The organism is Burkholderia pyrrocinia (genome assembly GCF_022809715.1).
Lineage (GTDB): Bacteria > Pseudomonadota > Gammaproteobacteria > Burkholderiales > Burkholderiaceae > Burkholderia > Burkholderia pyrrocinia_C.
In genome coordinates this window covers 1,437,091-1,449,612 of record NZ_CP094459.1, presented here as the reverse complement: position 1 = coordinate 1,449,612, position 12,522 = coordinate 1,437,091, and the positions used below count along the sequence as shown (strand labels likewise).

The window sequence follows — 12,522 nt, the reverse complement described above, 5'->3', positions numbered from 1 at the left end:
TGCCACCCGTTCCGACCATGCAACACCTTCCTGATCTCGAAGCCTGGGCCATCTTTGCCCGTGTCGCGGAAACCGGCTCGTTCGCGAAGGCTGCCGACCTGCTCGGCGTGTCGCAACCGACCGTGTCGAAGGCGATCGCGCGCCTCGAAAAGCGTCTCGGCGCGATGCTGCTGTACCGCACGTCGCGCAAGCTGTCGCTCACGCCGACCGGCGAGCTGCTGCGCGACCGCGCGATCCGCCTGCTCGCCGATGCGGAGCTGATCGAAAGCGAAGCGTCCGCGCACGCACTCGAACCGCACGGTCTCGTGCGCGTGAATGCGCCGATGTCGTTCGGGGTGCGCCATCTGTCGCCGGTGCTGCCCGCGTTTCTCGAGCGCTATCCGCGCGTCGACATCGACCTCGTGCTCACCGATCACATCGTCGACATCGTGTCCGGCGGCTTCGACGTCGCGGTCCGCATCGCGGAGCTCAGCGATTCGTCGCTGCGCTCGCGCCGGCTCTGCGCGGTGCGCCGGCCGCTCGTCGCGGCGCCCGCGTATCTCGACCGGCGCGGCCGCCCCACGCACCCGCGCGACCTCGAACAGCACGTGTGCCTCACCTATACGAACCTGCCGACGCCCGAGCACTGGCGCTTTCGTCACCCGGCATCGGGCGAGGAGGTCGGCATGTCCGTGCACGGCCGCATCCGCACCAACAACGCGGACGTGATCGTCCCCGCGCTCGTCGCCGGCCACGGCCTCGCGCTGCAGCCCGAGTTCCTGGTATGGGAAGAGATGCAGCGCGGCGAGCTCGAGGAAGTAATGGGCGACTGGAAGATCGCCGACATCAACGTCAACCTCGTCACGCCGCCCGGCATGCTGCGCGCCGCGCGCGTGACGGTGCTGCTCGAGTTCCTCGCCGAACACTTCTCGCACGCGCCGTGGGCGCTGCCCGTGGCCTGAACGCGCGGCGGCCGACGGCAGGCAATCGCCGCGCCCATCGCGACGATCGCGGCAGGCGGCCCGTTACTTCGCCGGCACGGGCGGGATCGACTCGTGCGGCGTCAGCGTACGCTCTGCCGCCTTGTGGACCATCGTGTACGCGTAATCGACGCCCATCCCGTACGCGCCCGAATGCTCCTTCGCGATCGCCATCACCGCGTCGTAGCTCTCGCGGCGCGCCCAGTCGCGCTGCCACTCGAGCAGCACCTGCTGCCACGTGACCGGCACCACGCCCGCCTGCACCATCCGCTGCATCGCGAAGTCGTGCGCAGCCTGCGACGTGCCGCCCGATGCGTCGGCGACCATGTAGATTTCGTAGTCGCCTTCGAGCATCGCGCACAGCGCGAACGTCGTGTTGCAGACCTCCGTCCACAGGCCCGACACGACCACCTTCTTGCGGCCGTTCGCGGCCAGCGCGTCGCGCACCTTCTGGTCGTCCCACGAGTTCATCGACGTGCGTTCGAGCGTCTTCTGGTTCGGGAACACGTCGAGCAGCTCGGGATAGGTGTGGCCCGAGAAGCTGTCGGATTCCACCGTCGTGATCGTGGTCGGGATGTTGAACACCTTCGCGGCCTTCGCGAGCCCGACGACGTTGTTCTTCAGCGCCTGACGATCGATCGACTGCACGCCGAACGCCATCTGCGGCTGCTGGTCGATGAAGATCAGCTGGCTGTTCTGCGGAGTCAGTACTTCAAGCTTCGGGTTGCTCATGACGTGTGTCGTCCTGTAAACGGAAAAAGGAGGGCCTGCCTCGACCGTCGGAACGGGAGGCGCCGCGTGTGAATTGCGCCGGATCGGGATCGTCATCCGGCTCGCAGTATTTAATCTGCAAACGCACGGCGCGAACACCCATGAAACGGAATCGATCCGATTCCGGAATCGATGCCCGTTCGGGGCGGCTCGCCCTTTTTTTCTTCACGCAAACCCGATACCCTTTCGAAATCTTGACGGCGTGCCCTGCGCCGCCCGTCGGCCATCACGAGATGCTCATCATGAAACCGTATTTCCTGTCGCTGCTCGCCGGCATCCTCGCCGGTGCCATCTACGGCGCGCTCGGCGTGAATTCGCCGGCGCCGCCGATCATCGCGCTCACCGGCCTGCTCGGCATGCTGGCCGGCGAACAGATCCTGCCCGTCGCGCGCCGGATGCTTTCCGGACACCGGCTGAATACCGCGTGGCGCGACGCGCAATGCAGCCAGCACATGTTCGGCGCGCTGCCGGGCGGCACCGCGAACGACCGCAAGCCGTCGTGATGCACGCCGTCGCCGCAGGCCGCGCATGACCAACGTCGAGCTGTTCCACTACCTGCTGCTGTTGATCTGCGGCGCGGGCGCGCTCACGTGGCTCGCCGAACGCATCTCGATTCCGCCGGCCGTCGTGCTGCTGCTCGGCGGCTGCGCGGTGGCGATCGCCGGCAAGCGCGTGCCCGACATGGACCCGGCGCTGCTGCTCGCGGCCGTACTGCCGCCGCTGCTGATGTCGAGCGGGTTCTACACCGCGTGGAAGGAATTCAGGCAGGAGCTCGCATCGATCGCGTCGCTCGCGCTCGGTGCGGTAGCGTTCACGACCGTCGCGGTGGCCGTGGCCGTGCGTGCCGCGAACCCGGCGCTGCCGTGGGCCGCGTGCTTCACGCTCGGCGCGATCGTGTCGCCGCCCGACGCGGTGGCCGCGAAGGCGATCCTGCAGCGCTACCCGCTGCCCGCGCGGCTCGTCGCGGTGCTCGAAGGCGAAAGCCTCGTCAACGATGCATCGGGCCTGCTGCTGTACCAGATGGCCGTGTCGGCCGCGCTCGCCGTGTCGATCACGGCCGCGAGCGCCACCGGCCTGTTCTTCTCGCTCACGCTGATCGGCATCGCGGTCGGCCTCGCGTGCGGCCACGCGATGTGCTGGGTGCTGCCGCGCCTGCGCGACCCGATGCTCGGCATCGTCGTGACCTTCGCGATGGCGTGGGGCAGCTACGGCATCGCGGAAGCGGTCGACGGCTCGGGCGTGCTGTCGGTGGTGACTTGCGGCCTCGTGCTCGGCGTGCGCCAGCATCGCGTGTTCGACGCCGACCTGCGGATCAAGGCGAAGGCAACGTGGGAAGCGATCGTGTTCGTGCTCGATGCGCTCGTGTTCATCCTGATCGGTCTCGCGCTGCACGCGATCCTCGCGCGCGTGAACCACGAAGGCGCGGTGCTGATGGCCGGCCTGCGCGTCGCGCTGCCCGCCACCGCCGCCGCGATCGGTGCGCGCGTCGTGTGGGTGTTCGTCGCGATGTGGCTGCCGGACCGCCTGCGCGCACCGCGCGCGGGCCATGCGCGGTGGTCGTGGCGCGAGGCCGTCGTGCTCGGCTGGTCGGGCATGCGCGGCGTCGTGAGCCTCGCCGCCGCGATCGCGCTGCCGAGCAACTTTCCCGGCCGCGACCTGATCCTGTTCAGCACGTTCCTGCTGATCATCGCGACGCTCGTCGTGCAAGGCGGCACGCTCGCGCCGCTGATCCGCGTGCTGAAGCTGCGCCCGGTCGCGCGGCACACGATGTCCGAGCACGCGGTGCGCGCGCATACGTTCGGCGCGGCGCTCGCCGAACTCGACGCGCTGGAGCAGCGCGGGTCGAACCTCGAGCGCCCGTCGCTCGACCGCCTGCTCGCCGAATACCGCAACCGCGTCATGTTCAACGAACGCGCGCATCGGCATGGCGCCGAGCCGGCCGACATGCGCGCGCGGATGCTGCGCGTCGAGCTCGAACTCGTCGGCGTGTCGCGCCAGGCGCTGCTCGACCTGCATCGCGACGGCAAGGTCGACGACACGGTGCTGCACCGGATCGAATCGGAGCTCGATTTCGAGGAACTGCGGCTGCAGCGGCTGCTCGAACCGTAACGTCCGGCCAGGCCGCCGGCCCTCCCCTTCTCCCCCATGGAACTGCAATGAGCGAACTGTCCGTCGAAGCGAGCATCGGCTCGGTCGATTATCTCGTCCACTTCAGCGATGGCGTCCACCAGTGGCGTGCCGACGAACCGGCGCCGCTCGGCGGCGGCGATGCGGCGCCGACGCCCGTCGCGCTGCTGCTGTCGAGCCTCGGCGCCTGCACCGCGATCACGCTGAAGATGTATGCGCAACGCAAGGGCTGGCCGCTCGCCGAAGTACACGTGAAGCTCGCGCACGAATCGGGCAGCGCGGGCAGCACGATCGTGCGCCGCATCACGCTCGAAGGCGACCTGTCCGGCGAGCAGCGCGAGCGCCTGCTGCAGATCGCGAACGCGTGCCCGGTGCACAAGATCCTCACGCATCCGATCACGATCGACACGGCGATCGCCTGACCGCCTACCGCACCGAACACGAACTCCCCACCATGTCCGCATCGATCAAGACCCTGCTCACGCCGCGCGAAAGCGACATCGGCAACCTCGTCGTGCGCCGCGTGCTGCCCGCGCGCGCCGCGCGCCTCGTCGGCCCGTTCATCTTCTTCGACGAGATGGGCCCGGCCGTGCTGCCGGCCGGCCGCGGCATCGACGTGCTGCCGCATCCGCACATCGGGCTCGCGACCGTCACCTACCTGTTCGACGGCTCGCTGATGCATCACGACAGCCTCGGCTTCCGGCAAAAGATCGTGCCGGGCGACGTGAACTGGATGACGGCCGGCCGCGGCATCGTGCATTCGGAGCGCTCGCCCGACGAGGACCGCCCGCGCGAGCAGCCGGTCCACGGGATCCAGACCTGGGTCGCGCTGCCGGTCGAGCACGAGGACACCGCGCCCGCATTCGTCCATCATCCGGCCGACACGCTGCCGTCGTTCGCGCGCGACGGCGCGAGCGTGCGCGTGATCGCGGGCACCGCGTTCGGGCTTACGTCGCCGGTCGCCGTGTTCTCGCCGACGCTCTATGCGTATGCGGAATTCGCGGCGGGCGGCCGGCTCGCGCTCGATGCGGAGCACGACGAGCGCGGCGTGTATCTCGTCGACGGCGACCTCACCATCGACGGCACGCCGCTCGCCCCCGAGACGATGGCCGTGCTCGAACCGGGCGCGACCGTGGCGCTCGCCAGCGCGAACGGCGCGCGCGTGATGCTGCTCGGCGGCGCACACCTGCCGGGCGAGCGTTTCATCGAATGGAATTTTGTATCGAGCGAGCGCGCGAAGATCGACGCGGCGCGCGCAGCGTGGGCCGCGCAGACCTTCGGCAAGGTGCCGGGCGAGGAAGACGAATGGACGCGCCAGCCGGAACGCAGGGCGCGACCGGCAGAATAGGCAGGTTCGCTCGCAAGCAGGCGACGGCCGGCACGCATGCCGGCCGTCGTTTGTTTACTGCTTCAATCCCATCAGTTTCGCGAGCGTCGGCCAGCGCTCGAGCGACTCGACGAACGCGCGGCGCGCCTGCTCGTCGACGTAACGTTCAGGATCGAGCGCGGGCAGATGCCGCGCGAGGCCGAGCACGTCGTTCGGCTGCGACAGGCGATCGTCGTCGCCGTCGCCGGGAAGGATTACTGTTCGTCGATCCATACGCCGTCCGGAGTTTTCACCGCGTAACCCGCGGCCGTCTGCATCGTCACCGTGCCCTCGTTCTCGCCGACCATCCGCGTGCGCGGCAGGTCCGCCGCATATTGCGCGAGCGTCGCGCCCGGCTTGAACGGGCTGTTCGACACGAGGTTCGACAGCAGCTGCGCGAGCGCGAGGAAGCTGGTCGGCTGCTCGATCACGGTCGTCGCGCCGTGGTTGCCGGCAAAGCCGACGAGCCGCACGCCGACCGGCCCGTGCACGATGCGCGGCGTCGGGATCTCGCGCAGGCCCGCGACCTGGTTCTTGTCGCCGCGCAACGCAGCGCCGTGCTCGGGCACGAACACGATCACCGCGCGGCGGCCCGATTGCGCGATCAGGTCGGCGAGACGGTCGAAATCGCTCATCAGCTTCGTCGCGCGCTGCGGATACGAGTCGATGCTCGTCAGCGAACTGCCGACCACGCGGTTGCCGTCGTGCAGGCTGATCGTGTTGTAGTACAGCGCGACGGGCCCCTGCACCGACCCGCGCTGCGCGTACCAGTTCGCGAGCGTTCCATAGTCGTCCTTGATCGCCGAGCCGTCGAACGCGTGCATCGCGACGGGCGCGGCCGCGTTCGAGACCATCGGCGCGTCGGCCGCGCCGATGTTGTCGTGGATCACCTGCAGGAAGTTGTCGAAGTGGCCGTCGTGGTTCAGCAGCGACTGCACCGTGTAACCGGCGCCCGCGAGTTGCGCGAACAGCTGGCACTGCTGCGGCGCGGGCTTGTACAGGTCCGCGTGCGCCTCCTGCCCGCAGCTCGCACGCAGCACGCGGATCGCCGCCGGGCCGCTGTAGCTCGCAGCGGTGCTGAAGTTCGAGAACAGGTAGTCGAAGTGGCTCAGCATCGGGTGATTGCGCACCTTCGCCGCATCGAGATCGTCCCACGACAGCGAGCAGACGTGCAGCACGATCACGTCGAACTGCGCGGCCGGATCGTTGCCGAGATGACCGAACGCGACCTGCCGCTGCGACTCCTGTGCACGGAACGTCGCGAGCGCGGCGTTGTGGTCCTCGGGCTGGTCGGCGCTCCCCATCGTCGTCGTGCCCTGCGCGTTCGCCTGCTGCGCGGCCGGCGCGACCACGCGCGCCATCAGGCCGCTGCCCGCTTGCCACAGCGGCATCACGATCAGCACGGCCAGCACGAACGTCGCGACGCGCAGCCAGCGGTTGACGATGAAATAGACGATCAGCGCGCCGACCACCGTCAGCACGAGCGCGGGCGGCAGCAGGCGCGGCAGCAGTTCCATCCAGTAGTCGACGCGGAACGTGCTCACTTCGCGTGCGGCTTCGGCAAGACGTGCGAGCGGCGGCGCATGCATCTCGCGCGCGAGCAGCGGCACCGCGATCGCGATCGCCACGAGCTGCCGGACGATGCGCCATGCACGCCGCCGCACCGGCGCGCTCGCCGCGAGCGCCACCGCGAACGCGAGGTTCGCGAGCCACAGCGGCTGCAGGTGCCCGGTCGCGAACAGCGCGAACTTCAGGATGAAATACAGATTCCAGAACGTCATCTAACCCACTCCATGATGAGCGCGCGTCAGTCGCGCGCCCGGTCGAGTTTCGGCGCCAGCATGGCCTGCAGGCCGCGCGCCGCACCCTTCCACATCCGTACATAACCGTCCACGCCGATGCGCAGCACTTCCTTCAGCCCGCCGAGCGGCGTGTCGACGCGCGTGCCTTCGTGCCAGTCGAGCCACGCATCCGCGCGGCCGAACGTGCATTGCACGAGCTGGCGCTCCTGTTCGAGCGTCAGTTCCTCGAAGCTCACGCCGACGTGGGTCGGCGTCACGCGGCTCACGCGCACCGGGAACGGGAACGGCCGGTCGCCGCGCGTCACGCACACCGTCAGCGTGTCGCCGACAGCGAGCGGCAGCCCCGGCACCGCTTCGAGGCCGAGGCCGCCGGTCGAGTAGTCGCTCGTGAAGCATGCGGCGGTCGTTCCGTCGGCGAGCAGCAGCATGGCCGGCACGCGCATCGCGATCCGGTGCGTGACGCGCACCTGCTTGGTCTCGCGCGCGACGGCCAGCGCCGCGCCGAGCATCGCGAGGTTGTACACGGTCCAGCCGAGCGTGATCAGGATCGTCGACGCCTCGTCGCCCTGGTCGGCGACCAGCCGCCACAGGCCGGCGACGATCGCGAGCACGTTCAGCGCGAACAGCACGAGATACGGTTTCGACGTCGACCAGTCGACATAACCTTCGTCGATCTTGCCGCCCTTGTCGGTCACGTTGAACTTGCCGTGCTTCGGGCTGAAGAACGCGACGGTGGTCGGCAGCGCGATGTACCACGCGAGCACCGATTCGTAGACCTCGGCCCAGAACGAATGGCGGTAGCGCCCCTGCATCCGCGAGTTCGCGACGTTCGCGAGCACGAGATACGGGATCACGTAGCTCGCGAGCGCGAGCGACGACGCGTTGATGAAGTACAGGTGGAAGAACAGGTACGCGAGCGGGATCGTCAGGAACACCAGCCGCGGAATCCCGTAGAAGAAGTGCAGCATCGCGTTGCCGTAGCAGATCCGCTGGATGAAGCCGAGCCCGCGCCCGAGGAACGGATTGTCGATGCGGAAGATCTGCGCCATCCCGCGCGCCCAGCGCGTGCGCTGCTTCACGTGGCCCGCGAGGCTTTCGGTCGCGAGGCCGGCCGCCTGCACGGTCGGCAGGTACGCCGACGTATAGCCGCGCCGGTGCAGCTTGAGCGCCGTATGCGCATCCTCGGTCACGGTTTCCACCGCGACGCCGCCGACCTCTTCCAGCGCGCTGCGCTTGAGCACCGCGCACGATCCGCAGAAGAACGTCGCGTTCCACAGGTCGTTGCCCGACTGCACGAGGCCGTAGAACAGGTTGCCCTCGTTCGGGATCTCGCGGAACGTGCCGAGGTTGCGCTCGAACGGATCGGGCGAGAAGAAATGGTGCGGCGTCTGCACGAGCGCGCACTTCGGGTCGCGCAGGAACACGCCCATCGTCGTCTGCAGGAACGAGCGCGTCGGCACGTGATCGCAGTCGAAGATCGCGATGTATTCGCCGTGCGTCTTCGGCAGCGCGCGGTTGATGTTGCCGGCCTTCGCGTGGAGGTTGTCGTCGCGCGTCAGGTAGTCGATGCCGGCCTCGGCCGCGAACGCCGCGAACTCGGGGCGCCGGCCGTCGTCGAGCAGGTAGACGCGCAGCTTCGCCGTCGGCCAGTCGATGCTCTGCGCGGCGAATACCGTCGGTTTCACGACCGACAGCGGCTCGTTGTAGGTCGGGATGTAGATGTCGACGGTCGGCCAGGTGTCGGGGTCGTCGGGCAGCGGCACGATCGGCCGGTCGAGCGGCCACGCGGTCTGCACGAAACCGAGCAGCAGGATCATCCACGTATAGGCTTCGGCGCCGTACAGCAGGTAGCCGGCGACCGCTTCGACCGGGCTGCGGAAGTCGAGCGTCTGCGTCGTGCGCCACCACACGTAGCGCACCGCCGCGAGCAGCGCGAGCGACGCGAGCGCGAGCGTCGGCAGGTGGCCCGGCAGGCGGCGCAGCGCGAGCGCCAGCACCGCGACGATCGCGAAGAACGCGAACTGCGCGCCGGGCATCAGCGGTGACATCCCGGCCGCGGCCCACAGCAGCGCGCCGGACACGAGCAGCAGCGGCGCGAGCCAGCGGCGCCGGCCGACGCCGTTTGCGCGCGCATCGAGCCAGCCGCCCCAGCGCGCCCACGGCAGGCGTTCGAGCATCGCGTCGATGCGAAGGCCGACCGCGCGCCCGGCCACATAGACCGGCACGACGAAGGTGTCGAACCACGCGAGCGGATCGCGCGCGGGCCGGCCGTCGGCCGCGCGCGGCGCGCGCACGATCGAGCGCCACAGCCATTCGCGCGGACTGAGCGGCTGCAGCACGCCCCACTCGTGCGCGAGCCGCAGGAACGCGGCGCGCGCCCGACGGCGCACGGGATCGGGCCGGCCCGGCGGCGGCGCGTGGAAGAACAGCCGCACGACCCAGTCGAGCAGCGTGCGCTCCGCCGGCAATCCGATGCCGCGCGCGAACCAGTCGGCCGCGCGGCGGCCGAACGCGCGCAGCCGCGGCGCGAAGGCGGCCTTCATCGCGCCGCTCCGGTGCGACCGGCGCCTGCCGCCGCCAGCCACGCATCGACCCAGTTCGCGATGCCGTTCAGGTCGTGCGCCGCCTGCGAATACGGCGCGTCGTCGAAGATCCAGCTGCCGCGCGCGAGCGCTTCGGGCACGGCCGCGTCGACGTGGATCCGCTGTTCGAGCATCGATGCCGGCCCGGCGACCGCGCGCAGCATCGCGATTGCGTCGCGCTGCATGTCGCGTGCCGGATTCAGCCGGTTCACGACGATCTGCAGTTCGCCGCCGCCGGCACGCAGCGCACCGAGCCGCGCGGCTGCCGTCGCGCAGGCGGTCGGTTCGGGCGGCACGACGACGAGCGTCAGGTCCGCGCGGCGAATCGCCTGCTCGGCCTGCGGCGACGGATAACGCGCGGTGTCGACCAGCACGACGCCGTCGGCCGGCAGCGCGATCTCGTCGAGCGCGCGCGACAGCCATGCCGGGTCGGCCGCGAGCCGCGCATCGCACGCGGCCGCGCCGGCCGCGTCGACCTGCCCGTACGGCACGAACAGCACGCCGTCGGCATTGCGCCACGTATGCGCGTGCCACGGCTCGGCGCCGCCGAGCACGCTCTGCGCGAGGCCGTGCTCGGCCAGCGAGTCGAGGCCGAGCGTCGCGCCCATCAGGTTCTGCGCATCGAGCTCGACGGCGACGACCTGCCGGCCGCGGCGCGCGAGCAGCACCGCGAGCGCGGCCGCGAGCGTCGTGCGGCCCGCGCCGCCCGTCGTCGATGTAATGGCGATCGTCTTCATCGCGTCGCCTCGTCATCGTGATCGGCGCCGGGTTCGGCATCGGGCAGCAACCGGCCGCGCAGCGCGACCGGCACGAGTTCGCACGGCACCGCGTCGCGCCGGTCGATCCCGCGCGGCGCCTGAAAACCGCGGCCGATGCCGAGGTGCTGCGCAACGATCCAGACGGGCACCGCGATCACGATGCCGACGATGAATCCGATGACGAGTTCGGCGATCATGCGCCCTCCGGCTTGCGCAGCGGCATCGCGCTGCGAATGGCACTGCGCGCAGGCGCGGCGGGAATGGCGGGAAGCGGGGCCGGTGCGTCGGCGGCAAGGTGCGCGAGCGCAGGCATCGCATCGATCGCCTCGAGCGAGACGATTGCATCGATTGCATCGATCGCATCGCTCACCTCGGTCGCGTCAGGCGACGCCGCGCCGAAATCGGCGCGCGCAGCCGATGTGCGCGCAGCACCGGCCGGCTGCGTGGCCGCGAACAAGTCGCTGTAGTCGGCGATCGGTGCGCGCCGGTTCTCGGCTTTCAGCGCGTCGAGCTCCGTGTCGATGCTGCCCCGCCCGAGGCACACGACGCGATCGGACAGCGTGTCGACCGGCACGTCGAAGATCCGCGCGAGCGCGTCGTCGGCATCGACCGGCTCGCACGCGAACAGGAACATGTACAGGTGCCCGGGATCGGCCGTCACGACGTCGCCCGCGCGGCGCGGCCGGCAGTGCCGCAGCGCGTCGACGTGCGACACGCCCGGCAGCAGCGCGATCTTCGCGAGCGTGTGCGGCAGCGCGAGCACGGCGCCGCGATCGAGCACCGCGCGAATCCGCAGGCAGAACGCGCCGACCGGCAGATAGCCGAGCACCGAATCGCCGAGCGCGGCCGCGAGCGCCGCGCGATAGTCCGCCGCGACGGGCCGCGCATAGAGCTGGCCGCGCAGCGCGTGCACGGCGGCCTGCATCCGCGACACCGGCAGGTCGCGCGCGACGACGCGGTTCGCGCCGACGCTCAGCAGCAGCATCTCGAACTGCTGGCGCAGCACCTCGCCGCCACGCTCGACGACCGCGATCTTCAGCGCGCCGCCGCACTGCCGACGCAGCGCGTGCACGTCCGCGCACAACGCTTCGAGCTGCGCATGCGAGCGGAACGCGAGCACCGCGGTCGCGGCCTGGGCCTTCGCGCAGGCCGCGACGACGGCCGCGTTGTCGTCGACGATTTCCCAGTCGCCGGGCGCGCGGTTCACGCCGTCGAGCACCGCGCGGCTGACGACGACGCGATCTTCGTCGATCGCGAGCTTCATCCGGCGCGCCGGCTCGGTCGCGCCGGCATCGATGCTCGCCGACAGCCGGCCGCTCGGCGCAAAGCGCAGCGGCCGCACCTCGCCGGCCGCGAGCGTGTCGCCCGCGCGCCAGAAATCGACGATCCACAGCAGTTCGCCGTGCGTGCGCTGCATCTGCGCGACGCCCGAGAAGACGCCGTGGAAACCGCTGCGCGGCGCGCGATCCGCACCGCGCACGAGCGGCGGATCGTCGGTGCTCACGTCGGTGCCAGAACGCGCCGCTTCGGGATCGAGCAGCAGCACGAGCGCGATGCGGTGGGTGCGGCACCAGTCGGCGAGCGCGTGCGCTTCGTCGGCGAGCGCGACCGGATCGTCCCAGCTGAACCAGCGCTGCGCGCCTTCGACGAAATACAGCGAACGCGCGCGAAAACCGTAGCGCTTCATCGCGCGCAAGCCGCCGGTCAACCGCGCGAACGGGCCCGGCGCCGCGCGGCGCGGTGCGGCGCCGGCGCCTTCTCCATCGGCCGGCTCGGCCGCCGCCGGCATCGCCAGCACGCTCAGGTTGCGCGGCCAGCCGGCCGGCTGCGCGCCGCCCGCAAAGCCGCGCGCCTCCATTTGCTCGACGACGCGCGCCGCGTCGCGTGCGAGCACGACCGTGACGTCGCGCGTGCGCGCCTGCCGCGCGCTCTCCCACACGAGTGCGTCGCACGCCGGCGTGCCGCCGGCCGCGTAGATCGCGTACAGGCCGCCCGCTTCCAGTTGCGTCCATGCGTCGGGCAAGCCGTCGATCGCGAGCCGGCTCAGCGTGCCGACGCGGCCGCCGGCCGGCCCCATGCGCAGCAGCGCACGCAGGCGGCCCAGCAGGCCGGCGGCACCGAGCGCGGGACGGGTGGCATCGATTTCCGTATTCACGA

The 12,522-nt window shown here is 70.4% G+C and carries 12 protein-coding genes; 5 read left to right on the top strand and 7 right to left on the bottom strand.

What is annotated here, in order from left to right:
• The first annotated feature begins 17 nt into the window (after positions 1–17).
• Complete coding sequence (locus MRS60_RS06825) at positions 18–941, top strand: LysR family transcriptional regulator (protein WP_034183345.1); 924 nt, start codon at positions 18–20, stop codon at positions 939–941.
• A 63-nt stretch (positions 942–1,004) separates the two neighbouring features.
• Here the strand turns inward: MRS60_RS06825 and MRS60_RS06820 are convergent, their stop codons facing one another.
• Positions 1,005–1,691 (bottom strand): hydrolase, encoded by a 687-nt coding sequence (locus tag MRS60_RS06820; RefSeq protein ID WP_034183344.1) that lies wholly within the window; start codon positions 1,689–1,691, stop codon positions 1,005–1,007.
• A gap of 281 nt (positions 1,692–1,972) precedes the next feature.
• Between MRS60_RS06820 and MRS60_RS06815 the strand changes: the two genes are divergently transcribed.
• From MRS60_RS06815 to MRS60_RS06800, 4 genes are read left to right on the top strand one after another with little or no spacing between them, the layout of a single operon-like run.
• Positions 1,973–2,233: a XapX domain-containing protein gene (locus MRS60_RS06815; RefSeq protein ID WP_034183472.1), complete on the top strand. Its 261-nt coding sequence runs from the start codon at positions 1,973–1,975 to the stop codon at positions 2,231–2,233.
• Between the two features lie 25 nt (positions 2,234–2,258).
• Positions 2,259–3,839: a cation:proton antiporter gene (locus tag MRS60_RS06810; protein WP_034183343.1), complete on the top strand. Its 1,581-nt coding sequence runs from the start codon at positions 2,259–2,261 to the stop codon at positions 3,837–3,839.
• A 47-nt stretch (positions 3,840–3,886) separates the two neighbouring features.
• A complete protein-coding gene (locus tag MRS60_RS06805; RefSeq protein WP_034183342.1) occupies positions 3,887–4,279 on the top strand; it encodes an OsmC family protein in 393 nt (130 codons plus the stop codon).
• A gap of 32 nt (positions 4,280–4,311) precedes the next feature.
• Positions 4,312–5,205 (top strand): pirin family protein, encoded by an 894-nt coding sequence (locus tag MRS60_RS06800; protein WP_243565437.1) that lies wholly within the window; start codon positions 4,312–4,314, stop codon positions 5,203–5,205.
• 54 nt (positions 5,206–5,259) lie between these two features.
• Here the strand turns inward: MRS60_RS06800 and MRS60_RS06795 are convergent, their stop codons facing one another.
• From MRS60_RS06795 to bcsE, 6 genes are read right to left on the bottom strand one after another with little or no spacing between them, the layout of a single operon-like run.
• Positions 5,260–5,457, bottom strand: coding sequence for a hypothetical protein (locus MRS60_RS06795; RefSeq protein ID WP_034183340.1), 198 nt, complete (start codon positions 5,455–5,457; stop codon positions 5,260–5,262).
• Positions 5,439–7,004: a cellulose biosynthesis protein BcsG gene (bcsG, locus tag MRS60_RS06790; protein WP_243565436.1), complete on the bottom strand. Its 1,566-nt coding sequence runs from the start codon at positions 7,002–7,004 to the stop codon at positions 5,439–5,441. The genes MRS60_RS06795 and bcsG overlap by 19 nt, the downstream gene beginning before the upstream one ends.
• 26 nt (positions 7,005–7,030) lie before the next feature.
• Positions 7,031–9,568 (bottom strand): UDP-forming cellulose synthase catalytic subunit, encoded by a 2,538-nt coding sequence (bcsA, locus tag MRS60_RS06785; RefSeq protein ID WP_243565435.1) that lies wholly within the window; start codon positions 9,566–9,568, stop codon positions 7,031–7,033.
• On the bottom strand, positions 9,565–10,344 hold the full coding sequence (gene bcsQ, locus MRS60_RS06780) for a cellulose biosynthesis protein BcsQ (RefSeq protein WP_243565434.1): 780 nt from the start codon (positions 10,342–10,344) through the stop codon (positions 9,565–9,567). The genes bcsA and bcsQ overlap by 4 nt, the downstream gene beginning before the upstream one ends.
• Positions 10,341–10,562 (bottom strand): hypothetical protein, encoded by a 222-nt coding sequence (locus MRS60_RS06775; RefSeq protein WP_034183337.1) that lies wholly within the window; start codon positions 10,560–10,562, stop codon positions 10,341–10,343. Before MRS60_RS06775 ends, bcsQ begins: the two co-directional genes overlap by 4 nt.
• The gene (gene bcsE, locus MRS60_RS06770; protein ID WP_034183336.1) at positions 10,559–12,520 is read right to left on the bottom strand and encodes a cellulose biosynthesis protein BcsE; all 1,962 of its coding nucleotides are present in this window, start codon (positions 12,518–12,520) and stop codon (positions 10,559–10,561) included. The genes MRS60_RS06775 and bcsE overlap by 4 nt, the downstream gene beginning before the upstream one ends.
• Between the last annotated feature and the right edge of the window lie 2 nt (positions 12,521–12,522).